We start from the raw sequence: 25155 nt of genomic DNA on the forward strand, positions 1-25155 counted from the left end.
TCCGCAGGTGTGTCGCCTGATATGGGGACGATACACGCCGGCAAAAAGACAGGCCGTGATGCGGAGCCGAGCCGTGCTCGGCTGCTCTTCAGGAAGACGAACAGGATGCGAACGGGTTCGATCAGGCCGATTGCGGCTTAATCCCCTCCGTCCCCTTTTTGCTTACCAGACCAGGTCGTCGGGCACCTGGAACTGGGCGTAGTAGGCATCGTCCTCGGCGTTGCCGGTGGAGATCTCGGCGGTCGAGCCCGGCTGGCCGTGGTCGACGATGATCGCTTCCGGGGCGCGTTCACGCACCTTCTCGGCGGCGGCACGCGGCAGCAGCGCATAGCCTTCACCGTGCGCGACAATGACCAGCACGCCCACCGACAGTGCCTTGCGCAGCTTGGGGTCGATCAGCAGGGTGCGGATCGCCGCGCCGTCGCTGAAGCGGTACTCATCATCGCCCTTGTGGGGCACGGCATGAGTGCTGATGATCTGCCTGGCCTGCGCCTTCTGTTCAGCCTGCCTGGCCTGGGCATTGCGCTCGGCGGCCAGTGCGCGGTCGCGCTCGACCTTCTCGGCGCGGGCGCGTTCAGCTTCGCGCTGGACCTCGGCCGAGGTCGATTCGGCCTTGCCCTGGCGGGCCTTGGCCTGCGCGCTCGCGGCGGCGCTGGCCTGCGACTTCTTGGCCAGGCCGGCCTTGAGCAATTGTTCCTGCAGCGCGTTGGGCTTTGCCATGGTCGTTGCGTACCGCGTGTAATCTTGGAGGCCCCATTCTACCGGCGCCCCGCCCCCCCTGCATGGCAGTGATGAAGTACCTCACCGGCTATCCCGAACCCCTGGTCGCCCAGGTGAGTGAACTGCTGGCGCAGGGCAAGCTCGGCCCCTGGCTGCAGCAGCGCTACCCGGACCCGCACGAGGTGCGCAGCGACCGCCAGCTGTACGACTACACCCAGGAACTGAAAGACCGTTACCTGCGCAAGTCGGTGCCGCTCAACAAGGTCTGCTACGACAACACGCTGGAAGTGATCAAGCACGCGCTGGGCACCCACACCGCCATCTCTCGCGTACACGGCGGTCGCCTCAAGGCCAGCCGCGAGATCCGCATCGCCACCGTGTTCCGCCAGGCGCCGGCGGCATTCCTGCGCATGATCGTGGTGCATGAGCTGGCCCACCTGAAGGAAGCCGACCACAACAAGGCTTTCTACCAGCTGTGCCAGCACATGGAGCCGGACTACCTGCAGCTGGAGTTCGATACCCGCCTGTACCTGACCGAGCTGGTCAACCGCGGCCAGCGCTGACCGGCCGCAGCAGCTACACTGCGCGCCCCCTGCCCGACCTGACCGACCTGCCCGCCATGGAACCGATCCGTCTCGACAAACGCCTGTCCGCCCTGCTCGGCATCCCGCGCGGCGAAGCCCGGCGCTACATCGAGGGTGGCTGGGTCACGGTCGATGGCGAGGTGGTGGAACAGCCACAGCGCCCGGTCGACGACAACGCCGTGATCGTGGTGGCCGAGCAGGCCAGCGATGACAAGGCCGAACGGGTCAGCATGCTGCTGCACAAGCCGGCCGGCGTCGCCGCCGAGACCCTGTGCGCGCTGGTCAGCAGTGACAGCCGCAGCGAGCTTGATGCCAGCGGCATCCGTCCGCTGCAGCGCCATTTCCACGGCCTGCAGCTGGCCGCCGCATTGCCGGCCAGCGACAGCGGCCTGGTGGTGGTCAGCCAGGACCCGGCCACGCTGGCCCATCTGCAGCGCAACCTGGGCCGCACCGAGCAGGAGTACCTGATCGAAGTGGCTGAGGGTGGCCCCGAGCGTGGGCCGTGGCTGCTGGCGCGCCTGCAGCAGGAATCCGGCGGTGCCAAGGTCAGCTGGCAGAGCGAACAGCGCCTGCGCTTTGCCGGCAAGGGGCTGACCGCCAAGGGCCTGCGCGTGGCGGTGACCGCCGCCGGGCTGCAGGTCGCGGCCGTGCGTCGCCTGCGTATCGGGCGCGTGGCACTCGGGCCGCTGCCGCCGGGGCAGTGGCGCTACCTGGGCAGTGACGAGCGGTTCTGACCCCATCCACGCATGGCATGACATTGCCTGAAGAAGCCATCCACGCAAGTCGTGGAGCCATTGCAACAGGTCTTCTGGCTTTCATCCACGCATGGCGTGGATCTACCATCGGGGCATGAGTCCGCCCAAGCCCCTGTGGCAACGCCTGCTGCGTGTCGCTGCGATCATCGTCGCCGCCTTGTTGCTGCTGGTCCTGTCCGGCCTGCTGCTGGCCGACCATCTCACGCCGCAGGCACAGGGCGCGCCCTCGCACGTGCTGCCACTGCAACCGGCGCAGACGCGCATCGACCAGCAGATCGTGCCACTGCAGCAGGCCCATCCCGGCAAGTCCGGCGTCGCGTTCCTCAGCGATGGCATGGATGCGTTCGCGGCCCGCGCGATGATCACCGCGCACGCAGGACGCAGCCTGGACCTGCAGTACTACATCTGGCACGACGACCTGGTCGGCCACCTGATGGCCAAGGCGCTGTATGACGCCGCCGAACGCGGCGTGCGCGTGCGCATCCTGCTCGACGACATGAACGCCAGGGACAAGGATGCGCTGATGATGGCGCTCGATGCGCATCCAAACATCGAGATCCGCCTGTACAACCCGTTCCGCAACCGCAGTGGCATCGCACGCACGCTGGAGCTGGTGCAACGCGCCTTCAGCGTGAACCACCGCATGCACAACAAGAGCTGGATCGCCGATGGCCGCATCGCGATCGTCGGCGGGCGCAACATCGGCGAGGAATACTTCAGTGCACGCGACGATGTGAACTTCCAGGATCTTGACCTGGTGGTGGCCGGACCGGCCGTGCAGCAGGCCAACCGGATCTTCGACGATTACTGGAACAGCAGCACGGCCATTCCGATTTCCGCGCTGGCCTCCTACAGCGATGAACAGCTGCGGCAACTCGTGCGGCAGTCGGACCTGGATGCGCTGCATGCCAGGGCGCAGCCCTACCTGCAACGCGTGGCCGCATCGCGCGGCCTGCAGCGGCCTACGCCGGAGCCCCTGCACTGGAGCGCGAACGTGCGCATCGCCTCCGATCCGCCGATGAAGCATCGCGACGATGATCGCCGCCACTGGCTGGTCAATACGCTCAGCGACGAGCTGGCAACCACCCGTCGCAGCGCACTGCTGATCTCGCCCTACTTCGTGCCAGGCAACGATGGCGTGGAGGGCCTTTCGGGACTGGCCGCGCGCGGCGCCCAGGTGGGCGTGGTCACCAATTCGCTGGCCGCCAACGACGTGGCTGCGGTGCACGGCGGCTACATGGGCTACCGCGTACCCCTGCTGAAGGCTGGCGTGCAGCTGTACGAACTGAAGGCACACGGCCAGCCGGATACCAGCCTGTTCGGCAGCAGCGGCGCCAGCCTGCACACCAAGGCATTCGTGGTCGACGACCGCCGCGGCTTCGTCGGCTCGTTCAACCTCGATCCGCGCTCGGCCTACCTCAATACCGAGATGGGAGTGCTGTTCGACGATCCGGTGCTGGGTGCGCAGCTGCGCGACGAGTACCTGCGCCTGGCCAGCCCTGCGCACAGCTGGTGGCTGGCCCTGGGACACGACGATGCGCTGCGCTGGCTGGAGCGGCAACCGCCGCCGCACTGGGTGGAGGCCGAACCCGGGGCGAGCCTGGGCAAGCGCTGGACCGCACGGGTGATCAGCTGGCTGCCGGTGGAATCGCAGCTGTAGCGCTCAGGGCGACGGCGATGCCTGTTCCTGCCCGGCCTCATCGCGCGTTTCCACACTGCGCCCGTGCAGGCGCCGCCAGATCCAGCGCAGGGTATGCGGCGGTGCCGACGGCAGTTGTTCAAGCAGGGCCAGCATGCGGTTCTGGCTGGCATGCCCGTGCCTGCACAGCAGGCTGGCAGCCGCAGCGGCGCTGGCCAGGCGCAGGCTGTCGGCCAGCGGTCCGTCCGCTTCCGGTGCCAGAGCCTGGTGCACCGGTTCGGGCAATTCCCAGGCCGCCGCCACGCGCTGGGCCAGTGGCAACGACCACTGCTGCAGCAGCTGCAGGGCCAGGGCCGGCTCCACGGTTTCGCCGCGCGCCTGCGCTTCCTGCAGCAGCTGGCGCATCACCAGCGCCGCGCCGAGCCCCTGCACCAGGCCCAGCCACTGGGCGGCGAAAGCATCGCCGAAGGTGACCGTGCGTGCGTGGTCGGCGGCCGCGCGCGAGGCCAGCAACGCATGCTCCCAGATGATCGTGCTGAACTGCGGGAACACCTCGCACTGCACCTGCATCACCGGCTGCACCAGCACCGCGCTGATGATCTGGCGCACGCCTTCGGTGCCGACCAGGGTCACCGCCCGCTGCAGGCTTTCCACAGGCCGCTCGTGCACCTTGTACGCCGGGCTGTTGGCAATGCGCAGCAGGTTGCCGGTCAGCACCGGGTCCTGGCCGATGATCGCCGCCATCACCCGCGCCGAGGCCGCGTCGTCGTTGACGGTCTGGATCAGCTGCGGCAACAGCTGCGGACGCCGGGGCAGGTGCCGGGCCGCCCAGTCGCGATCCTGCAGCGCGCGTGCCACCGCCTCGCCCAGCGCCGGGTCCTGGACCGGCGCGGGTTCGCCGGCCAGCCGCGGATACAGCGCCAGCGCATGCAGGCCGCGCTGCAGGTGCGCCGCGATCTCACTTGGTGGCAGCGCCTCGCCCTGCAGGCTGGCCGCAGCGGCGGCCACCGCCTGCCGCGATGCTGCGGCCAACCGCGACGGCGCCGCCCCGGTCGAGCGCGCCAGCCACGCGCGCAGCGATCGCCACCAGGCCGGCGTCATCGCCGCCCGCCCTGTCGTTGTGCTGCCTTTGCCGTCACTGACCGTCCTGCCTCTTCACACGAATCCGGCGACCCGCCGTCGTCGCAGCATCGGCCGCGCTTTCATCTTCTTTAACCGGGCGTCCGCCGATGTCGACGGCAGCGGCCGGAGGAATGGACTAGAATGGCGCCGCGCGACCCGTCCCCCTGCACCGACGACGTCGCTTTTTTTGTTTTTGGGACCCTACCGTTCACTGGCCGTTCGCCGCAGTTCGCCGCTGTTCGCGCCATCGGAGATGCCATGCTATTCGAAACCCTCGCCACCACCGGCCATGAACAGGTGGTGTTCTGCCACAACCACGATGCCGGGCTGAAGGCGATCATCGCCATCCACAACACCACCCTGGGCCCGGCCCTGGGCGGCGTGCGCATGCGCCCCTACGCCAGCACCGACGAGGCGCTGGCCGACGTGCTGCGGTTGAGCCGGACGATGACCTACAAGAATGCGCTGGCCGGCCTCAATGTCGGTGGCGGCAAGGCGGTGATCATCGGCGACCCCAAGGTGGACAAGACCGAGGTGCTGTTCCGCGCCTTCGGCCGTTACGTCGATTCGCTGGGCGGGCGCTACATCACCGCCGAGGACGTCGGTACCGACGTCAACGACATGGAGAACATCTACCTGGAGAGCCAGTTCGTGACCGGCGTTCACCAGGTCCATGGCGGCTCCGGCGATCCCGCCCCCTTCACCGCCTACGGTGCGCTGCAGGCGCTGATGGCGGCGATGCGCTTCAAGTTCGGGCATGAAGAAGTGGGCAAGACCAGCATCGCGGTGCAGGGCCTGGGCCACATCGGCATGGAGCTGGTGAAGCTGCTGCGCGACCGCGGCGCCAAGCTGTATGTCACCGATCTGGACAGCAGCCTGGTTGATCGTGCGGTCAGCGATTTCGGCGCCGAAGCGGTCAAGCCGGACGAGATCCACGAGGTCAACGCCGATGTGTTCGCGCCGTGCGCGCTGGAAGGCGCGATCAATGCCGATACCCTGCCGCGGATCAAGGCGAAGATCATCTGTGGCACCGCCAACAACCAGCTGTCGAGCCTGGAAATCGGCGACGAGCTGCATGCGCGCGGCATCCTGTATGCACCGGACTACGCCGTCAACGCCGGTGGCGTGATGAACGTGTCGCTGGAGATCGACGGCTACAACCGCGAACGCGCGATGCGCCTGATCCGCAGCATCTATCACAACCTCACCCGCATCTTCGAACTGTCGCAGCGCGAGAACATCGCCCCGCAGCGTGCCGCCGACCGCATCGCCGAAAGCCGCATCCTGTCGATCGGCAAGCTGAAGATGCCGCTGGGCCGCAGCACCCCGCGCCTGGGCAACCTGCGCGGCGGCTGAGCCTGCGGAGGGTCGCGCCGGGCCTGGGCCCCGGCGCGACCGATCACTCAGAACCCGGTGCTGTAGCGCAGGGCCGCCTGCCGCGCGCCTTCGCCACCGACACGCTGGTCGAAGCCCAGGCTCAGGCGGCCATTGCGGCCCCACCACGATTCCAGCGCCACGCCGAACAACGCACTTCCGCGCGACGTGTTCCAGCCCGCCAGTGGCGCCCAGGCATCGACGCCGACGAAACTGGCCTGCCAATCCGCATCGGCACCATCGAGCCGCTGCTGCCACTCGGCATGACCGCGCAGCGTCCATCGCCCCCACCCCCGCTCACCGCGCACACCGGCCAGCATCTGGCTGCGCTGCACGCGGTTGGCATCGCCACGCAGGCCGAAGCCGAAACCACCCAGCTCCTGGAAGGCGTCGGTCTCCACGCGCGTGGTGCTGGCGCCCAGGTAAGGTGTCAGCGACGCACCGGCACGGCCGAAGCGATAGCCGCCTTCTACGCTGGCAGTGCTGAAGCGCCCGCCGTAGCGCGCAGAGACGCCGTAGGCGCCGGCACCCAGCAGCAGCTGGCGATCCAGCGCACGGGTGAACTGGCCGCTGCCGAGCTGGGCCAGCGCGTAGCCACGCCCCAGGTTCCAGCCGGCATACAACTGCGCCTGCGCCTGCCGATCACGACCGCGCGCTCCATCGAAACTGCTGCCGCCGTTGCTGCGGGTCTCGCCGAAGGCCACGCCCATCAGCCCGTTGCTGCCCAAGGCCAGATCCTGGCCAGTCATCCAGCCGCGGCTGTCGGCGCTGTTGCCGGCGAAGCTGCCCTGCCCGGCCTCGCCCAAGGCGCTCTGCCAGGTGCCACGCAGCCGTGGTGCGGCCTGAACCCGATCGAAGCGTTCGGCGATCGCGCGGCGTGACATGTCGATGCTGTCGAAGGTGGCCGACTCGGCCCGCGCATGCGCCTGTCCCGACAGGCTCTGCAGGCTGGCGGCCAGGCCATCACGACCACCGCCGGTCCACTGCAGCGCGCCGGCCGCCGCGCCGAACGCCGAGCCCTGCAGGACGGGACTGCCATCGAGCGCGCTGAACGCACCTTCCAGTCGTTGCGCGGCAGACTGCGCCGAGGCCGTGAGCCCGGTCGCCGCCGCAGTGACGCTGACCTGGGTCAGGTTCAACCAGGCATTGTTGCTGTCATAGCCATAGCTGCTCTGCAGCAGCGACAGGCCCTGCAGGCCGCTGGAGGTGGCCGGGCTGCTGAAGGTGCCGCTCAGGCCACCGGCCGCATGGACCAGGTCCTGGCGGCTGCCGCTCTGCGGCACATAGCCGGAGACGAAGCCATGCACGCGCACGCCACCATTGATCGAGGCGGTGCCGGTCACCTGCAGCGCATTGGCACCGAGCGCGATCATCAGCTGGCCACCTGCCTGCTGCGTGTAGTTGCCCTCGATGGTACCGGTGGTGCTGCCGGTGGTCAGGAACACGCTGCTGCCGTTGACCACGTTGCCGATCACCCGCGGCGTGCCACCATTGAACTGCAGGCCGGTCGAATCCGGATCGGGCTGGCCGAGGATGGTCACGTTGGAACGGATGACACCGCCGTTCTGCAGCGACAGGATGCCGCGCTCGATGCGGGTGGCACCGGTGTAGCTGTTGTTGCCGCCCAGCACCAGGGTTCCACTGCCCTGCTTGACCAGGCCGCCACTGCCGACGATGTCGTTGCTCCACAGCGAGCCGGTCGAGGCCACATCCACGTTGGCGACCACATCACCCCAGTCGAAGCGCCCGGGGCCCTTGATCGCTCGGCCGATGTCCAGCAGGCCATAACCGAACACCGGGTCCACGCCAGGCGCGCCGATGTCTTTGGCGGTGCCCAGCAGGGTCTGCCGCACCAGATCGTTGTTGAAGTAGGGGAAGCGCTGCCAGACCAGCGCCGCCGCACCGGAGATCAACGGCGCGGCGAATGACGTGCCGTAGTTCCAGTAATAGCTGCCACCGCTGGCATCGGGATAGACCGCGCTGCCCGGCGCCGCCAGGCAGTAGCGGGCCGCCTGGCCGCAGGCATTGGCATAGCTGGCCAGTGCACCCGGCGTGTAGGGATCAACCGCGGTCGCCACCAGCCAGCCGCGCTCCAGGTCGGCCGCCGGAAGCGTGCCGGCCACGCCTTTCTGGCTGGGCAGCGCGGCCAGGCTGCTGGGTTCGGTGCGCGCGTCATTGCCGGCTGCGAACACCACCAGGCCGCCGTGGTTGATGACAAACGGGCGGTATTCGGCCGCCACCTGCGCGGTGGTCGGCAGGTCGGTCCAGTACAGGCCGCCCCACGAATTGTTCATCACCTTCACGTTGTAGCTGATCAGGTCCTGGTGGACCTGCGCCACGCCCAGCGGACCGCTGAAGGCATTGCCGCGCCCACTGCCGTCATCGGTCGGCGGCGTGTCGGAAATGATCCGCGCGGATACGATCTGCGCCCCCGGCGCGATGCCTCCCGGCCACGTTCCCACCGCTGCACCGGCGGCCAGGCTGGCCACCGCCGTGCCGTGGCCAACCACATCGTCGACCGCAAGATTGTTCCTGGCCGGATCGATGTAGTTGAGGTTGGCCAGCACCCGCCCGTTCAGCGCCACCGCATTGCGCTGCACCCCGGAATCAACGATGCCGATGCGCACGCCCTGCCCGGTCAGACCGGCCGCCTGTGCGGCCCGCGCGTTGGTGACTGACAGATGCGCATCGAAGGCCGGCTCCTGCGGCTTGGCCGGCGGCGGCGTGGTGGGGGGAGGCGTGGTCGGGGGCGGCGCGGTCGGCGGTGGATCGATGCGTACATTGCTGCCGCCTCCGCCTCCGCCACATGCCGTCAGCGCCATGGCCAGCGCGGTACCCAGGGCAGACCTCACCATCGTCGTGCGTTCCATCGATTCCTTCCCATGAACGTTGGCCGGCCTTGATCCTGGCTGGCATGCGGCCGCGCCCAGCGACGGCCCTCCGCGACCCTCTATACTTGGGCCGACCCCCACGCAGTCTGCCGGGAAACCGGGGCGCTTCCAACGGCCTCCGGTCTCCTTTCCGAACATTGCTTACGCATCAACGAGATTGCCATGTCCAACATCGTCATCGCCGCCGCCAAGCGCACCGCCATCGGCTCCTTCCTCGGCCAGTTCAACGGCGTGCCGACCCCGACCCTGGGCGCGGCCGTCATCCGCGCCGCCCTGGAACAGTCGGGTGTTCCGGCCAGCGACGTCTCCGAGGTCCTCATGGGTTGCGTGCTGCCGGCCAACCTCGGCCAGGCGCCCGCCCGCCAGGCGGCGATCGCCGCCGGCATCCCGCTGTCGGTGGGCGCCACCACCCTCAACAAGGTGTGCGGCTCGGGCATGAAGACCATCATGCTTGGCCATGACCTGATCAAGGCCGGCTCGGCCAGCATCGTGGTTGCCGGCGGCATGGAATCGATGTCCAACGCGCCGCACATGCTGCCGAACTCGCGTACCGGCAACCGCTTCGGCAACTTCCAGGCGGTCGACCACATGGCCCATGACGGACTGGTCAACGCCTACGATGGCAAGGCGATGGGTGAATTCGCCGAATGCGCCGTGGACAAGTACCAGTTCAGCCGCGAAGAGCAGGACGCCTACGCCATCGAATCGGTCAAGCGTGCGCAGGCCGCGCAGGCCAATGGCGCATTCGCCGATGAGATCGTCGCGGTGAAGGTCGCTACCCGCAAGGGAGAGGTCGAGGTCGCCACCGACGAGCAGCCGGGGCGCTCGGACATCGCCAAGATCCCGACCCTGCGTCCGGCCTTCAAGAAGGACGGCAGCGTCACCGCCGCCAGCTCCTCCAGCATTTCCGATGGCGCGGCCGCCGTGGTCCTGCTGACCGAGGAAGATGCCGCCGCGCGTGGCATCACCCCGCTGGCCCGCATTGTCGGCCACGCCACCCACTCGCAGGAGCCGGAGTGGTTCACCACCGCACCGATCGGCGCGCTGCACACGCTGCTGGACAAGACCGGCTGGTCGCTGGACCAGGTCGATCTGTTCGAAATCAACGAAGCCTTTGCCGTGGTGGCGATGGCGCCGATGCGTGAGCTGGGCATCCCGCACGACAAGCTCAACGTGAATGGCGGTGCCTGCGCGCTGGGCCATCCCATCGGTGCCTCGGGTGCACGCCTGGTGGTCACCCTGGTCAACGCGCTGCGCACGCGCGGTGGCAAGCGCGGCATTGCCACCCTCTGCATCGGTGGCGGCGAAGCAACCGCAATCGCCATCGAATTGATTTGAAAAGATTTAACGATGATTTCGCAAAAATGAATGCGGGATCGCTTGACACCCAATATTGGCTTGTCATCATGTTGTCGGCGCGCAGCATGCGCGTTGCCTAATTCTAACGACGAGGATTTACACAATGAGCATCAACAAGCTGCTGGTCGCGATGTCCCTGGCTCTGGCCCTGGCCGCCTGCTCGAAGCAGGAAGCTGCCCAGGACGCCGCTGCTTCGGCCAACGAAGCCGCCACCGAAGCCCAGGCTGCTGCCGACCAGGCCGCCGCTGCTGGCGCCCAGACCGCCGACGCTGCCCAGCAGGCCGCTGACACCGCCGCCACCGCTGCTGACGCTTCGGTTGACGCCGCTGCCCAGGCTGGCGCTGCTGCCACCGACGCTGCTGCCGGCGCTGCTGCCGACGCTGCCAAGGCTGCCGAAGGCACTGCCGAGAAGGCCAAGGACGCTGCTGAAGAAGCCAAGAAGTAATAACTTCTTTCTTCACGCTGTTCTGGAAAAGCCGCTGGTTCGCCAGCGGCTTTTTCTTTGCGCCGATGCCGGCGGTTGAGCCACTGCATCGCCACCCCGTCTTCACAACGGCATGAATAGGCTGGCGTCCCCATCCATTGCAGCACCGGAGTCCGCCATGAAGATTCGTCCGATCACCACCACCCTGCTGGCTGCCTCCCTGCTGCTGGCGCTGGCCGCCTGCAAGGGCCCGGAAGCCGAACAGGCCAAGCAGGACGCACAGCAGGCCGCCGACAGCGCTGGCGCTGCCGCCCGCGACGCTGTCGACAAGGCCGCTGCCGCCACCCGCGAAGCCGCCGACAAGACCGCCGCCGCCTCCGAACAGGCGGCTGCCGATACCCAGCAGGCGCTGGACAAGGCCGCAGACGCCACCGCCAATGCCGCCGACAAGGCCAAGGACGCTGCCACCGACGCCGCGGCTCATGCCAGCGACGCGACCGCCAACGCCGCACAGAAGGTCGCCGACAAGGCCCGCGATGTCGCCAATGACGCGAAGGCCAACGCCGCCAAGGAAGAAGCCAAGCACTGAGGCATACCGGCAGCCGGGCATGCGCTCGGCGCCACAGGAAAAGCCGCGGCACCGCCGCGGCTTTTCTGCTTTCTGCTTTTCGCTTTTTCTGTTGATTTCGTGGTGTGCGCCCACGGAAATTGTCCGCGGCCGCGCGGGAGGGTTGCGCAGGGGCGTGAGCCGCATGGATGCGGCGACCGAGCTTACATGGACGTACTTGCAGCGCCCCCTGCGCAACCCACCCGCGCGGCCCGCTCACGACGCAGACTCCGCGCCGCCCGCCACGAGGGGCTCGGCCGTTGGCCGCCGCCTACGGCAACGCGCGCGCCAGCATCCCCGGCACATCCAGCCCCGCCGGCAGCGTCCCAAACGCCAGCCCGTGCTCCCCTTGCAAACGACTACGCACGAATGCCTCGGCCATCGGACTGCGCGCACGCAACAGCAGCGCCGCCTGCAGCAGCAGCGCTGTGCGCTCGCAGAACATCCGCGCCTGCGATTCTTGCGGCGGCGGTGCCGCCGCCCAGCGCTGCAGGGCGGCCGCATAGCGAGCATCACGATCGGCCACCGCGGCCAGTTCACCGCGCAGCGCCACCATCGCCTCGGGCTCACGTGCCAACGCGCGCAGCACGTCCAGGCACTGGATGTTGCCGCTGCCTTCCCAGATCGAATTCAACGGTGCCTGCCGGTACAGCCGCGGCAGCATCGATTCCTCCACGTAGCCGGCACCGCCCAGGCATTCCTGTGCTTCATTGACGAACGCCGCGGCACGCTTGCAGATCCAGTACTTGCCCAGGGCCGTGCCCAGCCGCGCCAGCGCCGCTTCGTTGCCATCCACGCCGGCACGATCCACCGCGCGCGCGATACGCATCGACAACACCGTGGCCGCTTCCGACTCCAGCGCCAGATCGGCCAGCACGTTGGCCATCAGCGGGTGATCGACCAGCAGCGTGCCGAAGGTACGCCGGTGGCGCGCATGGTGCAGCGCCTGTGCCAATGCCATGCGCATCTCCGCTGCCGCACCCAGCATGCAATCCAGGCGGGTCATCATCACCATGCCGATGATGGTGGCCACACCGCGCCCCTCCTCGCCCACGCGCCATGCCTGTGCGCCGCAGAACTCGACTTCGCTGGACGCATTGGCCCAGTCACCCAGCTTGTCCTTCAGCCGCATCAGCCGGAACGCGTTGCGGTCGCCATCGGCCAGCCGGCGCGGCATCAGCAGGCAGGTCAGTCCACCTGGCGCCTGCGCCAGCACCAGGAAGCCATCGCACATCGGCGCAGAGAAGAACCACTTGTGGCCGACCAGGCGGTAGCGCTCGCCATCGATCGGTTCGGCGCGGGTACTGTTGGCCCGTACGTCCGAGCCGCCCTGCTTCTCGGTCATGCCCATGCCCAGGGTGATGCCGGCCTTGTCCGCCACCGGCACGTCGCGTGGGTCGTAGACCGGCGCAGCAGCCTTGCGCGCCCACTCGGCCAGATGCGGGTGCGGATCCAGTACCGCCACCGCGGCGTGGGTCATGGTCAACGGGCAGCTGGTGCCCGCCTCGGCCTGGTGATGCAGGTAGCTCAGGGCCGCACGCGCGACATGCGCACCGGGCTGCGGCTCGTGCCACGACAGTCCAGCCACGCCATGCTGCTTGGCCGTGCCCATCAGCTGGTGATAGGCCGGATGGAACTCCACGGTATCGATGCGATGGCCCTGCGCATCATGCGTACGCAGTCGTGGCCGATCACGGTTGGCATCGAAGCCGAGCCGGTACAGTTCGTCACCGGCCAGCGCGCCGTACACCGCCAGGCGCGGTGCGAAGCCGCCCGCACCCTCCCGCTGCACCGCGTCCATCAATGCCACGTCGTCGGTCCACAGATGACGGCCGGCGAACGGTGGCGGCTGGTTCAGCACCACATGGGTTTCGAAGGGCGCGCTGCTGCTGAAGCTCGGTCCACTCATCCGGTCCATCCTGGCGGCAAGAAGTGTGCGGCTCGATTGTGCCGCATCACCTGCCAAGCCCGCGTTCAGGCCGGTTCTCACCCCGTGCACGAGGCAGCGGCCACAGTGACCGCATGACAGGCAACGACGATCTGGTGGTCCTGCGCCCGGAGGGGCTGTACTGCGCCGCCGGTGACTTCCACATCGATCCCTGGCGGCCGGTGCCACGTGCGGTCATCACCCATGGCCATGGCGATCACGCGCGCCCGGGCATGGGCGAGTACCACTGCAGCGAAGGCAGCCTGCCGATCCTGCGCTGGCGCCTGGGTGACGTGCCGGTGCAGGCGCATGCCGAGGGCGTGCCGTTCCGGCTGGGGCGGGTACAGTTATCGCTGCACCCGGCCGGGCATGTGCTGGGTTCGTCGCAGGTCCGTATCGATGACGGGCAGCAGGTCTGGGTGGCGTCCGGCGACTACAAGCGCCAGCCTGATCCAACCTGCACGCCGTTCGAGGTCGTGCCCTGCGATACCTTCATCACGGAGGCCACCTTCGCGCTGCCGATCTACCGTTGGCCGGACACGCCGGCAGTGGCTGCCGGGATCGTGGCGTGGCGCCGCGAATGCGAACAGCGTGGCGAGGCCGCGATCCTGCTGTGCTACGCACTGGGCAAGGCACAGCGGGTGCTGGCCGAACTGTTGCCGCTGGATGATCGTCCGGCCTGGCTGCATGGCGCCATCGCCAACGGCGTAGCGGTCTACCGGCAGGCCGGCGTACCGATGCTGGAGACGCACGCCGTCGCCGAGCAGGGGCGCCAGCCGGATGCAGCCGGCCAGTTGATCCTCGCGCCACCCTCGGCCGCGGGCACGCCGTGGATGCGTCGCTTCGGCCGCCATCAGCTGGGCTTCGCGTCCGGCTGGATGCAGCTGCGCGGCAATCGGCGCCGGCGCAATGTTGATCGAGGTTTCGTCATTTCCGACCATGCCGATTGGCCTGCGCTGCTGCAGACCATCGAACAGACCGGCGCGCAGCGGGTGATCGCCACCCATGGCAACACCGACGCGCTGATCCCCTTCCTGCGCGAGCGCGGGGTGGCTGCCGAAGCCTTCCGTACCGACTTCGGGAGCGAGGAATGAAAGCCTTCGCCGCGCTCTACCAGCGGTTGGACCGCAGCACCGCCACGCTGGACAAGCGTGCGGCGCTGGTCGATTACTTCCGCCAGGCACGTGCGCATGATGCGGCATGGGCGCTGTACCTGCTCAGTGGCGGCAAGGTCGGCGGCGCGCGCAGGAAGATCGCTGCAAGCGGCGAACTGCGCGCCTGGATTGCCGAACAATCGGGTCTGCCACCGTGGCTGGTCGAAGACAGCTATGCGCAGGTCGGTGACTTGGCCGAAACGCTCACCCTGCTGCTGGACGATCCAGCGCAACCGGCTGCCGACCGGCCCCTCGCCGAATGGATCGAACAGCACCTGCTGGCCGTGGCCAACCAGGACGAGCCGGTACGCCGCGCAGCAGTCGTTGCCGGCTGGCAGCAGCTGTGCAGCAGCGAACGGCTGGTGTTCAACAAGCTGCTGACCGGCGCACTGCGTGTCGGTGTTTCGCAGCGACTGGTGCAGCAGGCGCTGGCCGAATGGTCGGGCCTGGACATCGCACGCATCGCCCAGCGCATGCTCGGCGAATGGGTCCCCTCACCCGGGCTGCTGGGCCAGCTGCTGTCACCGGACGAGCTGCCACTGGACCGGCAGCAGCCCTACCCGTTCTTCCTCGCCTCGCCCCTGGAAGGCGAACCGGAAGACCGTCTCGGCCCGATCGACGACTGGATGCTGGAATGGAAGTGGGACGGCATCCGCCTGCAGCTGCTGCGGCGGCGCGGCGAAACAGCCCTGTGGTCACGCGGCGAGGAGCGGCTGGATGGTCGCTTCCCTGAGATCGAACAGGCTGCATTGGCCTTGCCCGATGGGTGCGTACTGGACGGCGAGCTGCTGGCCTGGGACGAGAGCGGCAGGGTGCCGCGCGCCTTCACTGCGCTGCAGACCCGCATCCAGCGTCGCAGGCCCGGTGCCGCCACGCTGCGCAACACGCCGGTACGCGTGCTCGCCTATGACCTGCTTGAACTCGACGGTGGGGATCTGCGCACGTTGCCGTTGCAGCAGCGACGCCTGCGGCTGGCAGAGGTCATCGGCGGGCTGAGTGATACCCGCATCCAGCTGTCGCCCGAGGTGGTGGCCGACGATTGGGCGCACGCCGCCGCGATGCGCGAGCTGGCGCGCGAACGCGGCGTGGAAGGATTGATGCTGAAACGACGTGGCTCGCCCTACCAGGCCGGGCGACGCCGCGGCGACTGGTGGAAATGGAAAGTCGATCCGCTCACGATCGATGCCGTGCTGCTGTATGCGCAGGCCGGACACGGCCGCCGCAGCACGCTGTACACCGACTACACGTTCGGCGTCTGGGATGGCGACGCCCTGGTGCCGGTGGCCAAGGCTTACTCGGGCCTGGACGACAAGGAAATCCTCGCACTCGACCGCTGGATCCGCGCCAACACGCGCGAGCGCTTCGGGCCCGTACGCAGCGTGCGCGCCGAACAGGTCTTCGAACTGGGCTTCGAAGCGGTCAACCAGAGTTCACGGCACAAGTCGGGCGTTGCCGTGCGCTTTCCGCGCATCCTGCGCTGGCGCCACGACAAGCCGGCCAGCGAGGCTGATCAGCTGGCCACGCTGCAGGCGCTGGCGCGATGACCCGCAGCCAGGCGCTGCGTCGGCTGGAGGACTGGTTCGTGGGCCGCGGCTGGCGCTCGTTGCCGTTCCAGCGCGCGATGTGGCGGCACTACCTGGCCGGTGAATCGGGCGTGCTGCACACGCCCACCGGCAGCGGCAAGACGCTGGCCATGTTCGGTGGGCCGCTGCTGCAGGCGATGATCGACCCACCGGCATCACCCCGTCGCGCCAGTGCGGTGCGTCCGTTGCAGGTGCTGTGGGTGACGCCGTTGCGCGCACTGGCCAGCGACACCGCGCGCGCCCTTCAGGCGGTGGTCGACGGGCTCGGCCTGGGATGGCGGGTGGGCCTGCGCAGCGGTGATGCCAGCAACCGCGAGCGGCGACAGGCGCGCGAGGGCCGCGTCGACGTGCTGGTGACCACGCCGGAATCATTGGCACTGCTGCTGAGCTATCCGGATACCCTGCCGCGGATGCGCCAGCTGCGCTGCGTGGTGGTGGATGAGTGGCACGAACTGCTGGGCAACAAGCGGGGCGTCCTGCTGCAGCTGAACCTGGCTGTGCTGCGCGAGGCCGCGCCTGCGCTGCAGCTGTGGGGGCTGTCGGCCACGCTGGGCAATCTGCAGGAGGCACGCGACGTGCTGCTGCCTGGGCAGCCGGATGCACCGATCGTGCAGGGCGTACGCCCGCGCGCGATCAGCGTGCGCAGCCTGCTGCCCGAGCCCGGCGAGCGCTTCCCGTGGGCCGGGCATCTCGGCCTGGCGCAGCTGCCGCGCGTACTGGAAGCGCTGATGCAGGCGCGCAGCAGCCTGCTGTTCACCAACACCCGCGCGCAGGCCGAACTGTGGCATCAGGCGCTGGCGGCAGTCTGGCCGGAAGACCCGGATACGCTGGCGCTGCACCATGGCTCGCTGGATCCGGCGCTGCGCCAGCAGGTGGAAGATGGCCTGCGTGCGGGCACGTTGCGTTGCGTGGTCGCGACCTCCAGCCTCGACCTGGGCGTGGACTTCCCCGAGGTTGAACAGGTGCTGCAGCTGGGCAGCCCGAAGGGGGTGGCACGCCTGCGCCAACGCGCCGGGCGCGCGCGCCATCGACCCGGAGCCGGCGGCGCCATCCTCTGCATACCCAGCCACGCGCTGGAGCTGGCCGAGTACGCCGCCGTGCGCCGTGCACTGGCCGAGGGCGTGGTCGAGGCGCGCAGGCCACCGACACTGTCGCTGGATGTGCTGGCCCAGCATGCGGTCAGCCGCGCGTTGGCCGGTGGATTCCACAGCGACGCGTTGCTGGCGCAGGTACGCCGTACCCATGCCTTTGCCACGCTCGGTGAAGAACAGTGGCAGGCCGTGCTGACATTCATCGTGCAGGGTGGCCAGGCCCTGGCCCAGTACCCCGACTTCCACAAGGTGGTACGCGATGACGACGGTTGCTATCGCATGCACGACCGTCGCCAGGCGCTGCGTCATCGGCTCTCGATCGGCACCATCAGCAGCGATGGCAGCGTACGCGTGCAGTTCCTGCGCGGCGGTGGCCTGGGCGCCGTCGAGGAACAGTTCGCCAGCCGCCTGCGCCGTGGAGATCGCTTCCAGTTCGCCGGGCGCCTGCTGGAGCTGGTGCAGCTGCGCGACATGACCGCCTTCGTGCGATTGGCACGCGGGCGCGGTGACGGTGTCGTGCCGCGCTGGCAAGGCGGCCAGTTGCCGCTGTCGATGGCGCTGGGCCGCGAACTGGAGTCGGTCCTGTCCGGCGCCGATGACAGTGCGGAATCACGATGGCTGGCTCCGCTGCTGACCCTGCAGCAACGCATGTCGGCGCGGCCCGCGCCCGATCATCTGCTGGTGGAGGACGTACGCCGCCGCGACGGCCAGTTCCTGTTCGTCTATCCCTTTGCCGGCCGTCACGTGCACGAGGCACTGGCGGCCCTGTTGGCGCTGCGTTGCACGCGCCTGCAGCGCAACAGCATCGGTTATGCGGTAAACGACCATGGCCTGGTGCTGGCGCCGGCGCAGGCCATCGATCTGGACACGGCACACTGGCGCACGCTGTTCACCGGTGATCGGTTGCTGGACGATCTGCGTGCAGCCGTGAACCTGGGCGAGCTGGCACGCCGACAGTTCCGCGGCATCGCGCGCGTGGCGGGCCTGCTGGTGCCCAGCCTGCCCGGCGGCATGCCGCGTTCGCTCCGCCAGCTGCAGGCCTCGGCGGGCCTGCTGTACGACGTGCTTCGCGAGCACGATCCGGGCCATCTGCTGCTGGCGCTGGCCGAACACGAGGTCCTGCATGACAGCCTGGACCTGCCTGGCCTGCAGCAGGTGCTGGCGCGCATCAGCACGCAGGCGCTGTCGGTGCAGCGTCCGGCGTCGCTGACGCCGCTGGGCTTTCCCTTGTGGGCCGAGCGTCTGCGCGGGCAGTTCAGCAACGAAGACTGGCGCACACGCGTGCAGCGTGCCGCACAGCAACTGGAACGCCGCCATGGTCGATGAACTGCCCGTGCGGCTTGCCGGTGAAGCCATGGTCCTGATCGGCGCGCGTGCGCTGTACTGGCCGGCGCGGCAGGCGCTGCTGATCGCCGACCTGCACCTTGGAAAGGCCGACGTGTTCCGTCGTGCCGGCATCGCGCTGCCCCGCGGCGGCACCGTCGACGACCTGCAACGCCTGCAGTCACTGCTGGACATGCACGCCTGCCGCGAACTGTGGATTCTCGGCGACATCCTGCATGGGCCGGCACATCGCGCCGCCTGGTACCAGCAATGGTTGGGCTGGCGCGAACACAATGCCGGCCTGGACGTGCACGTACTGCGTGGCAATCACGATCGGCAGCTGCCGCACGCGCAGCTGCAGGTACAGATCCACGATGAAATCCCGCTGGCGCCGTTCCTGCTTCGCCATGAGCCGGTGCCGGACGCGGCGATGCACGTGATCGCAGGGCATCTGCACCCGCAGGTCGCACTGCCCTCGTTGCGGCGGCGCTTTCCCGCATACTGGCTGCGCGAGCGGATGACGATCCTGCCCGCGTTCTCCGCATTCACCGCTGGCATCGTGCCTGTGCCCATCCGCGGCGAACGGATGATTGCCTGCGTCGACGGCGGCCTGGTGCAGCTTCCCGCCCGCTGAATCAGGCCGGGCGCAGGCCCAGCGCCGGCATCAGGCGGAAATCCGCCGTGTCATCGTCACGTCGTCGCGGCAGGGCCTGGATCGCTGCCAGCATCTCCTGCGCGCAGGCACGGATGCGTGCGTGGTGTTCGGGTGATGCATGGCTGATCAGGCTGCCGACATGGAACTCGAACACGTCCTCCAGTACGTCGGGCTGGTCCTCGTGCAGCATCTGCAACAGGCCGCGCAGCTTGCAGATTTCCGATTCCAGCTCTTCGACCGCGAACAACATGGCGTCCTCCTCTTCAACATCCGGCGGCACGTCCGGGCCGCAGCAGGCCGCAACGGCGGCGGCGCCCGGGCCACGCGCGATGTTGATCACGGAAAGGAAAACGGGCGACGCGGCTGTCGCGTGCTCCCCTCTTGTCGCACAACCACGGTGAGGCAACCGTTAATTCACGTGACGGTCTGCTTCACACACCTGCGATTGCAGCGCCAGTGCGAGGCGTTTCGGCTGCGCTGCGCAGCGCTTCAATGAAGGCTGGTTCCAGCGCGAGCGAACCGAACCAGCCATGCTGCGTGCCGCTCAGCACGCGCAGCATGTGGCTGCGACCGCCGGGCAGGCGCCCCATCGGGCCGAGCAGCACATCACGCGCCTTCGCCCAGCCATCGCGATCGGACTGGAACAACGGCGTCAGCCATCGGCTCCAGCGCTGGTACACCGCCACATGCGCGCGCCGCTGCGCCTGGTAGACCTGCAGCGCGGCCGTGCCGCCACCGTGGATGCGCACCGCATCGCGCAGCGCCAGCGCATCGAGCAGCGCCATGTTCACGCCCTGCCCCAGCTGCGGACTCATCGCGTGCGCGGCATCACCGGCCAGCACCAGGCGCCCCTGGTGCCAGCGCGACATCACTGCATCGCGATAGACCGCGCGCGCCAGCTGGCCGGCATCACGCAGGTGGGCGAAGCGCGCAGCGGCCTGCGGCCACAGCGTGTGCAGTTCCTCCAGCCAGGACGGCATGCCATCGTTCTGCCAGCGCTCGAAATCTGTGCGTGGCAGGCTCCAGAAGAAGCTCAGGCGCGGCGTGTCGTCACCGGGGCGGGTGCCCACCGGCAGCAGCCCAATCATCTTGCGCGCGGCCACGTAGCGCTGGCGCAACTCCTGCACGTGTGGCCAGTCTTCGGCCGGCAGCAGGCACCACAGCGCGCCCCACGGATACACGCGATCCAGCCCGGCACCTGCGGCAATGGTGCTGCGCAGCGTCGACGCTGCGCCATCCGCAGCTACGACCAGGTCGAACGGGCCATGCGTGCGGCCTTCGCCGTCGCGCAGACGGCCCTGTTCGGCATCCACTCCGGTAATCGTGATGCCGGCACGCAATTGCCCTGCGCCGTCCCGCGCTTCATCCAGCAACGAGAACAACGCTCCTCGCTGCATGCCCAGCCCATGCAGGCGCGCGTCCAGGCCGTCGTAGCGCATGTCCATCACCGCGCGCTCGCACGGCGTATCGCCGTACAGGCGGTGCACCGGTGCAGCATGCGCGCGCACGGCGTCGAGCAGGCCCATCTGCCACAGCACCTGCAGGCCACTGGGCTGCAGCAGGAAGCCGGCGCCGACCGGCCCCGGCGTGGGCACGCGCTCGAAAATGTCCACCTCATGACCATCACGGGTGAGCAGGATGGACAATGCCTGTCCAGCGGTGCCGTAGCCAATAACGGCGATGCGCAGTCGTTCCTTCATGCCTGCATTGTGCCCGAGGCCGGCAGAAGGCGATCGGAATGCAGACGGCTGCGCAAAAAAAACCCCGCCGGAGCGGGGTTTTCAACGCACTGTCGAGTGGATCACTCGGCCGGCGTGATGTTCGAAGCCTGGGCACCCTTCGGGCCCTGGGTCACGTCATAGGTGACACGCTGGCCTTCCTGCAGGCTGCGGAAGCCCTTGGAGTTGATGGCGGAGAAGTGCGCGAACACGTCGGCGCTGCCATCCTCCGGCGAGATGAAGCCAAATCCCTTGGCGTCGTTGAACCACTTGACGGTACCGTTCGGCATGGTGATGCGAGACCTTATGCAATGAATGGGTGGTGTACGCTGAACCCGCGCACAAGCTGAGTATGCAAAGCTTGCTCGGGGAAGACAATCACCCCCGTGCCAATTCGCCCACCAGTTCCGGAAGTCCGTTGCTGGCCGCCTGCACGTTGGCCAGCACTTCGGCCATCGTAATCTCCTCGCCATCTCCACAGCCGGCGGCCCAGTTGGCGATGATGGCCAGACAGGCGTAATCCAGCCCCAGCTCCCGTGCCAGCGCGGCTTCCGGCATGCCGGTCATGCCCACCAGGTCGCAGCCATCACGGCGCATGCGGGCGATTTCGGCGATGGTTTCCAGGCGCGGGCCCTGCGTAGCGCCGTAGCAGCCACCGTCATGGACCGTGACACCGGTCACTTTCGCGGCGGCCAGTATCTTGCTGCGCAGCATCGGCGTGTACGGATGGCCGAAATCGACGTGGACCACGTCGGTGCCTTCTTCTTCACAGACGGTGCTGATGCGGCCCCAGGTGTAGTCAATGATCTGGTCCGGGCAGGCCAGCACGCGCGGACCAAAGTGTTCGGTGATGCCACCGACCGTGTTCAATGCCAGCACCCGCTGCGCGCCCAGCTGCTGCAGCGCCGCCAGGTTGGCGCGGTAGTTGATCTTGTGCGGCGGCAGCGAGTGGCCTTCACCGTGCCGTGCCAGGAACGCCACGCGATGGCCGAGCAGCGTCCCCACGCGCACCGGGCCGGAGGGGCGGCCGAAGCGGGTGTCGACCTCATGGGTCTGCACGTCGTCAAGCTTGGCCAGGTTGTAGACACCGGTACCGCCGATCACGGCCAGGGCGATCTGTTGCATTCGAAGCACTCCATGAAAAGACAAACGCCGGCACCCGAGGATGCCGGCGGCAGAAGAACACGCGCCGCGGGCGGCGGCGCCGTTATTCCTTCATCGCGTAGATGGCCGGCACGCAGCGCAGGGTTTCGTTGACGTCCATGCCGAAGCCGAACACGTAGCGGTCCGGCAGTTCGATGCCGGCGTAGTCGGCGACCACGTCCGGCAGCGCGCGGTCGTGCTTCTTCACTGTCATCGCAGCGATGCGCACGTCGGTCGCGCCCTGCTCCAGGCACCAGGTGCGCACGCCCTGCAGGGTGTAGCCCTCGTCGAGGATGTCGTCGATCAGCAGCACGCGGCGGCCGAACAGCGAGGTGGCCGGCTTGTGCTTCCAGACCAGGTCGCCGCCGGTGGTCTCACCGCGGTAGCGGGTGGCGTGCAGGTAATCGAACTGCACGTCCTGGCCGCGCGCGCCCAGTTCCAGCGCCAGCTGGCCGGCGAACGGCAGCGCGCCGTGCATGATCGACAGGAACAGCGGCACCTCGCCCTTGTAATCGCGCGCGATGGCGTCGGCGATACCAGCGATGGCCTTGTCGATGGTGGGGCGGTCGACCAGCAGGTCAGCCTGGGCCAGGGCCTGGGAAATGGTGAGGTTGGGCATCAGACGGTTCTTCCAAGGGTTTCAAGCAGACGGGATTGGGTGTCGCCATGGCGGGCATCGGCCAGCAGGCCGTCCCAGCCGAGCGCGCCGCGGCCAAGCAGCCCCAGCAGCGCAGCAGTATTGAGGGAGCGTCCCTGCACGGCGTGCAGGGCTTCATCGACCAGTTCCGGGTGGCAGACCAGCACCACGTCGCAACCGGCATCCAGGTGTGCATGCACGCGCGCCGGCACGCCGCCGGCACTGTGCGAGGCGGCCATGCCGATGTCGTCGGAGAACACCACGCCACGGAAGCCGAGCTCGCCGCGCAGGATGTCCTGGATCCAGCGCGGCGAATAGCCGGCCGGTTCCGGTGCCACCTGCGGGTAGATCACGTGCGCCATCATCACCGCATCGGCACCGGCGGCGATGCCGGCCTGGAACGGCACCAGGTCCTGCGCACGCAGCTCGTCCAGCGCACGCGGGTCGATCGCGGTGTCCACGTGGGTGTCTTCCAGCACCGTGCCGTGGCCAGGGAAATGCTTGAGCGTGGCCGCCATGCCAACGGCGTGCATGCCACGCACGTAGGCGGCGGTGAACGCGGCCACCACCTGCGGGTCTTCACTGAAGGCGCGGTTGCCGATGGCACGGTTGCCACGGCCGAGGTCGACCACCGGCGCGAAGCTGAGGTCCACACCGCTGGCGCGCACCTCGCTGGCCATCAGCCAGGCGTGCTGCTCGGCCAGCGCCAGCGCCCGCTGCGGATCGGTCGCGTACAGCGCCCCGATCTCCTGCAGCGGCGGCAGCTCGCTGTAGCCTTCACGAAAACGCTGCACGCGGCCGCCTTCCTGGTCGACGCAGATCAGCTGCGGGCGCGGGGCGGCGGCGCGGATCGCCGCGCTCAGATCGGTCACCTGCTGGCGCGAGGCAAAGTTGCGCTTGAACAGCACCACCCCGGCCACAGCATCGTGCTGCAGCCAGTCACGTTCCTGGGCGGTCAGTTCGGTGCCGGCAACGCCGATCAGCAGCATGGTCGATCTCCACAACGCGCGCCCGCATGGCGCAGTGCCGCATTGTCGCAGAACCGGCCGACAGGCGCAGTGGTCGCGAAAAGGGGACGGAGGGGATTAAGCCGCAATCGGCCCTCACGAGCTGGAAACGACTTAATCCCCTCCGTCCCCTTTTCGCGGCTGGTCAGACCTTGCAGCCGTCCGGGCCGCAGGCCTCGTCGCCCTCTGCCGGGGACGCGGATGTGCCCTGCTCGGCCGCGATCTGGCGCAGCGCGTTGGCGAACGCCTCCGGCGGCTGGGCGCCTGAAATGGCCCAGCGGCCGTCGATGACGAAGGTCGGCACCGAGGAGATGCCCAGTGCATGGGCTTCCTGCAGCTTTGCCTCGACCTCCGCCAGGCCGCGGTCGGAGGCCAGCATCTGGGTGATCTCGCCCGCGTCGAGGCCACCGGCTACGCCAGCCTTGACCAGTACTGAGCTGTCAGCCAGGTTCTGGCCCAGCTCGAAATGGGCGCGGAACAACGCCTCGCCCACCGCGTCCTGCACCCCATGCTGGCCGGCCAGCCACAGCACCCGGTGGGCCGGCAGCGTGGTCACCCGCACCTGGCCTTGGCTGAAGTCCATCGGCAGGCCTTCGGCGCGCGCCGTGGTCTGGGTCTGGTTGAGGATCTGCTCGGTGCGCTCGACACCGCCGAACTTGCGCACATAGGCCTCGCGCAGCGGCACCGGCTTTGCGTCCGCGTCCGGGTCCAGCTGGAACGGCTGCCAGTGGATGTCGAGTTCAGGCGCATCGGCGCCCAGCAACTGCACGCCCTGCTGGAAACGATGCTTGCCGATCCAGCACCAGGGGCAGACCACGTCGGAGTAGATGTCGATTCTCATGCCCACCACATGGGGGCCGCGGCCTTCGAAAAAAGGGGACGGAGGGGATTAAGCCGCTTTCCGCACAGGCGGGGTAAAGACGACTTAATCCCCTCCGTCCCCTTTTTAGGGGTTCACCACTGTGAATAGGGGTGACTGGCGAGGGCGACGTTGTAGTAGCGGGCGTCATCGGTCACTTCGGCACCCACCCAGTCCGGCAGGTCGATGACCTGGTCGGCGCTGTCCAGCTCGACCTCGGCCACGACCAGGCCGGCGTTGTCGCCGAGGAACTCGTCCACTTCCCAGGTCAGCCCGGCGTGGTCCACCAGATGGCGACGCTTGTCGATCAGCCCGCCTACGCACAGTGCAAGCAGCGCGCGCGCGTCCTCCACCGGGATCGGGTAGTCGAACTCCTGCCGGGTATGGCCGATGGTGCGCGACTTCAGGTTCAGCGCAGCGTGGTCGCCCTCGATACGCACGCGCACCGAAGCGTTCTGGGTGCCGCGATCGAGTGCGCCCATGTCGTTGATGTAGCCCTGTGCCATCGGGATCACCCGGTGCGCGGCGGTGCGCCAGCCATCGCTGCTGACGAGGAATTTGCGTTCGATTTCGATGCCCATCG

General features: G+C 68.3%; 23 protein-coding genes. 11 read left to right on the forward strand and 12 right to left on the reverse strand.

What is annotated here, in order from left to right:
- Positions 1-162 precede the first annotated feature (162 nt).
- On the reverse strand, positions 163-720 hold the full coding sequence (locus tag VN11_RS16060) for a DUF2058 domain-containing protein (RefSeq protein WP_053450464.1): 558 nt from the start codon (positions 718-720) through the stop codon (positions 163-165).
- Positions 721-782: 62 nt separating this feature from the next.
- Here VN11_RS16060 and VN11_RS16065 point away from each other — a divergent pair, with 62 nt between their 5' ends.
- From VN11_RS16065 to VN11_RS16075, 3 genes are all read left to right on the forward strand, one after another.
- Entirely contained in the window at positions 783-1283 is a 501-nt protein-coding gene (locus VN11_RS16065; RefSeq protein ID WP_008267667.1) for a M48 metallopeptidase family protein, read from the forward strand.
- Between the two features lie 56 nt (positions 1284-1339).
- The gene (locus VN11_RS16070) at positions 1340-2038 is read left to right on the forward strand and encodes an RNA pseudouridine synthase (protein ID WP_053450465.1); all 699 of its coding nucleotides are present in this window, start codon (positions 1340-1342) and stop codon (positions 2036-2038) included.
- A gap of 91 nt (positions 2039-2129) precedes the next feature.
- Positions 2130-3719 carry a phospholipase D family protein gene (locus VN11_RS16075; RefSeq protein WP_053450466.1) on the forward strand — a complete coding sequence of 530 codons (1590 nt, stop codon included), beginning with the start codon at positions 2130-2132 and terminating at the stop codon, positions 3717-3719.
- A gap of 3 nt (positions 3720-3722) precedes the next feature.
- On the opposite strand, the gene VN11_RS16080 is transcribed toward VN11_RS16075, so the two are convergent.
- Complete coding sequence (locus VN11_RS16080; protein ID WP_053450467.1) at positions 3723-4799, reverse strand: HDOD domain-containing protein; 1077 nt, start codon at positions 4797-4799, stop codon at positions 3723-3725.
- A gap of 279 nt (positions 4800-5078) precedes the next feature.
- Between VN11_RS16080 and VN11_RS16085 the strand changes: the two genes are divergently transcribed.
- On the forward strand, positions 5079-6176 hold the full coding sequence (locus VN11_RS16085) for a Glu/Leu/Phe/Val dehydrogenase dimerization domain-containing protein (RefSeq protein WP_049456104.1): 1098 nt from the start codon (positions 5079-5081) through the stop codon (positions 6174-6176).
- 47 nt (positions 6177-6223) lie between these two features.
- Here VN11_RS16085 and VN11_RS16090 read toward each other — a convergent pair whose 3' ends face one another.
- A complete protein-coding gene (locus tag VN11_RS16090; protein WP_053450468.1) occupies positions 6224-9064 on the reverse strand; it encodes an autotransporter serine protease in 2841 nt (946 codons plus the stop codon).
- 183 nt (positions 9065-9247) lie between these two features.
- Here VN11_RS16090 and VN11_RS16095 point away from each other — a divergent pair, with 183 nt between their 5' ends.
- From VN11_RS16095 to VN11_RS16105, 3 genes are all read left to right on the forward strand, one after another.
- Entirely contained in the window at positions 9248-10423 is a 1176-nt protein-coding gene (locus VN11_RS16095) for a thiolase family protein (protein ID WP_053450469.1), read from the forward strand.
- A 124-nt stretch (positions 10424-10547) separates the two neighbouring features.
- Positions 10548-10889, forward strand: coding sequence for a hypothetical protein (locus VN11_RS16100; RefSeq protein WP_004153024.1), 342 nt, complete (start codon positions 10548-10550; stop codon positions 10887-10889).
- Positions 10890-11046: 157 nt separating this feature from the next.
- Positions 11047-11457 carry a hypothetical protein gene (locus tag VN11_RS16105; RefSeq protein WP_006461120.1) on the forward strand — a complete coding sequence of 137 codons (411 nt, stop codon included), beginning with the start codon at positions 11047-11049 and terminating at the stop codon, positions 11455-11457.
- A 289-nt stretch (positions 11458-11746) separates the two neighbouring features.
- Here VN11_RS16105 and VN11_RS16110 read toward each other — a convergent pair whose 3' ends face one another.
- Positions 11747-13384, reverse strand: coding sequence for an acyl-CoA dehydrogenase family protein (locus VN11_RS16110; protein WP_053450470.1), 1638 nt, complete (start codon positions 13382-13384; stop codon positions 11747-11749).
- 113 nt (positions 13385-13497) lie between these two features.
- Between VN11_RS16110 and VN11_RS16115 the strand changes: the two genes are divergently transcribed.
- From VN11_RS16115 to pdeM, 4 genes are read left to right on the forward strand one after another with little or no spacing between them, the layout of a single operon-like run.
- On the forward strand, positions 13498-14496 hold the full coding sequence (locus VN11_RS16115; protein WP_053450471.1) for a ligase-associated DNA damage response exonuclease: 999 nt from the start codon (positions 13498-13500) through the stop codon (positions 14494-14496).
- Positions 14493-16100: an ATP-dependent DNA ligase gene (locus VN11_RS16120; RefSeq protein ID WP_053450472.1), complete on the forward strand. Its 1608-nt coding sequence runs from the start codon at positions 14493-14495 to the stop codon at positions 16098-16100. The genes VN11_RS16115 and VN11_RS16120 overlap by 4 nt, the downstream gene beginning before the upstream one ends.
- Positions 16097-18556 carry a ligase-associated DNA damage response DEXH box helicase gene (locus VN11_RS16125; protein WP_053450473.1) on the forward strand — a complete coding sequence of 820 codons (2460 nt, stop codon included), beginning with the start codon at positions 16097-16099 and terminating at the stop codon, positions 18554-18556. Before VN11_RS16120 ends, VN11_RS16125 begins: the two co-directional genes overlap by 4 nt.
- The gene (gene pdeM, locus VN11_RS16130) at positions 18546-19187 is read left to right on the forward strand and encodes a ligase-associated DNA damage response endonuclease PdeM (protein ID WP_053450474.1); all 642 of its coding nucleotides are present in this window, start codon (positions 18546-18548) and stop codon (positions 19185-19187) included. Before VN11_RS16125 ends, pdeM begins: the two co-directional genes overlap by 11 nt.
- Before the next feature lies 1 nt (position 19188).
- On the opposite strand, the gene VN11_RS16135 is transcribed toward pdeM, so the two are convergent.
- The 8 genes from VN11_RS16135 to VN11_RS16170 form a co-directional block, all read right to left on the reverse strand.
- Positions 19189-19458, reverse strand: coding sequence for a hypothetical protein (locus VN11_RS16135; protein ID WP_040009460.1), 270 nt, complete (start codon positions 19456-19458; stop codon positions 19189-19191).
- 181 nt (positions 19459-19639) lie between these two features.
- Positions 19640-20908, reverse strand: a complete 1269-nt coding sequence (locus tag VN11_RS16140) for an FAD-dependent oxidoreductase (RefSeq protein ID WP_053450475.1) — start codon at positions 20906-20908, stop codon at positions 19640-19642.
- A gap of 101 nt (positions 20909-21009) precedes the next feature.
- On the reverse strand, positions 21010-21216 hold the full coding sequence (locus VN11_RS16145) for a cold-shock protein (RefSeq protein WP_005410590.1): 207 nt from the start codon (positions 21214-21216) through the stop codon (positions 21010-21012).
- Between the two features lie 88 nt (positions 21217-21304).
- Positions 21305-22051, reverse strand: a complete 747-nt coding sequence (locus VN11_RS16150) for an S-methyl-5'-thioinosine phosphorylase (RefSeq protein ID WP_008266351.1) — start codon at positions 22049-22051, stop codon at positions 21305-21307.
- An 82-nt stretch (positions 22052-22133) separates the two neighbouring features.
- Positions 22134-22688 carry a hypoxanthine-guanine phosphoribosyltransferase gene (locus VN11_RS16155; protein WP_006461210.1) on the reverse strand — a complete coding sequence of 185 codons (555 nt, stop codon included), beginning with the start codon at positions 22686-22688 and terminating at the stop codon, positions 22134-22136.
- Positions 22688-23695, reverse strand: coding sequence for a beta-N-acetylhexosaminidase (nagZ, locus tag VN11_RS16160; RefSeq protein ID WP_053450476.1), 1008 nt, complete (start codon positions 23693-23695; stop codon positions 22688-22690). Before nagZ ends, VN11_RS16155 begins: the two co-directional genes overlap by 1 nt.
- Before the next feature lie 163 nt (positions 23696-23858).
- On the reverse strand, positions 23859-24554 hold the full coding sequence (locus tag VN11_RS16165; protein ID WP_053450477.1) for a DsbA family oxidoreductase: 696 nt from the start codon (positions 24552-24554) through the stop codon (positions 23859-23861).
- Between the two features lie 113 nt (positions 24555-24667).
- Positions 24668-25153 (reverse strand): CYTH domain-containing protein, encoded by a 486-nt coding sequence (locus VN11_RS16170; protein WP_053451361.1) that lies wholly within the window; start codon positions 25151-25153, stop codon positions 24668-24670.
- Between the last annotated feature and the right edge of the window lie 2 nt (positions 25154-25155).

It is taken from the genome of Stenotrophomonas maltophilia (genome assembly GCF_001274595.1).
Classification (GTDB): domain Bacteria; phylum Pseudomonadota; class Gammaproteobacteria; order Xanthomonadales; family Xanthomonadaceae; genus Stenotrophomonas; species Stenotrophomonas forensis.

Bases quoted from the DNA above. Each gene is read 5' to 3' on its own strand.
- VN11_RS16060 (WP_053450464.1), bottom strand. From the start codon at position 720: ATGGCAAAGCCCAACGCGCTGCAGGAACAATTGCTCAAGGCCGGCCTG.
- VN11_RS16065 (WP_008267667.1), top strand. From the start codon at position 783: ATGGCAGTGATGAAGTACCTCACCGGCTATCCCGAACCCCTGGTCGCC.
- VN11_RS16070 (WP_053450465.1), top strand. From the start codon at position 1,340: ATGGAACCGATCCGTCTCGACAAACGCCTGTCCGCCCTGCTCGGCATC.
- VN11_RS16075 (WP_053450466.1), top strand. From the start codon at position 2,130: ATGGCGTGGATCTACCATCGGGGCATGAGTCCGCCCAAGCCCCTGTGG.
- VN11_RS16080 (WP_053450467.1), bottom strand. From the start codon at position 4,799: ATGACGCCGGCCTGGTGGCGATCGCTGCGCGCGTGGCTGGCGCGCTCG.
- VN11_RS16085 (WP_049456104.1), top strand. From the start codon at position 5,079: ATGCTATTCGAAACCCTCGCCACCACCGGCCATGAACAGGTGGTGTTC.
- VN11_RS16090 (WP_053450468.1), bottom strand. From the start codon at position 9,064: ATGGAACGCACGACGATGGTGAGGTCTGCCCTGGGTACCGCGCTGGCC.
- VN11_RS16095 (WP_053450469.1), top strand. From the start codon at position 9,248: ATGTCCAACATCGTCATCGCCGCCGCCAAGCGCACCGCCATCGGCTCC.
- VN11_RS16100 (WP_004153024.1), top strand. From the start codon at position 10,548: ATGAGCATCAACAAGCTGCTGGTCGCGATGTCCCTGGCTCTGGCCCTG.
- VN11_RS16105 (WP_006461120.1), top strand. From the start codon at position 11,047: ATGAAGATTCGTCCGATCACCACCACCCTGCTGGCTGCCTCCCTGCTG.
- VN11_RS16110 (WP_053450470.1), bottom strand. From the start codon at position 13,384: ATGAGTGGACCGAGCTTCAGCAGCAGCGCGCCCTTCGAAACCCATGTG.
- VN11_RS16115 (WP_053450471.1), top strand. From the start codon at position 13,498: ATGACAGGCAACGACGATCTGGTGGTCCTGCGCCCGGAGGGGCTGTAC.
- VN11_RS16120 (WP_053450472.1), top strand. From the start codon at position 14,493: ATGAAAGCCTTCGCCGCGCTCTACCAGCGGTTGGACCGCAGCACCGCC.
- VN11_RS16125 (WP_053450473.1), top strand. From the start codon at position 16,097: ATGACCCGCAGCCAGGCGCTGCGTCGGCTGGAGGACTGGTTCGTGGGC.
- pdeM (WP_053450474.1), top strand. From the start codon at position 18,546: ATGGTCGATGAACTGCCCGTGCGGCTTGCCGGTGAAGCCATGGTCCTG.
- VN11_RS16135 (WP_040009460.1), bottom strand. From the start codon at position 19,458: ATGTTGTTCGCGGTCGAAGAGCTGGAATCGGAAATCTGCAAGCTGCGC.
- VN11_RS16140 (WP_053450475.1), bottom strand. From the start codon at position 20,908: ATGAAGGAACGACTGCGCATCGCCGTTATTGGCTACGGCACCGCTGGA.
- VN11_RS16145 (WP_005410590.1), bottom strand. From the start codon at position 21,216: ATGCCGAACGGTACCGTCAAGTGGTTCAACGACGCCAAGGGATTTGGC.
- VN11_RS16150 (WP_008266351.1), bottom strand. From the start codon at position 22,051: ATGCAACAGATCGCCCTGGCCGTGATCGGCGGTACCGGTGTCTACAAC.
- VN11_RS16155 (WP_006461210.1), bottom strand. From the start codon at position 22,688: ATGCCCAACCTCACCATTTCCCAGGCCCTGGCCCAGGCTGACCTGCTG.
- nagZ (WP_053450476.1), bottom strand. From the start codon at position 23,695: ATGCTGCTGATCGGCGTTGCCGGCACCGAACTGACCGCCCAGGAACGT.
- VN11_RS16165 (WP_053450477.1), bottom strand. From the start codon at position 24,554: ATGAGAATCGACATCTACTCCGACGTGGTCTGCCCCTGGTGCTGGATC.
- VN11_RS16170 (WP_053451361.1), bottom strand. From the start codon at position 25,153: ATGGGCATCGAAATCGAACGCAAATTCCTCGTCAGCAGCGATGGCTGG.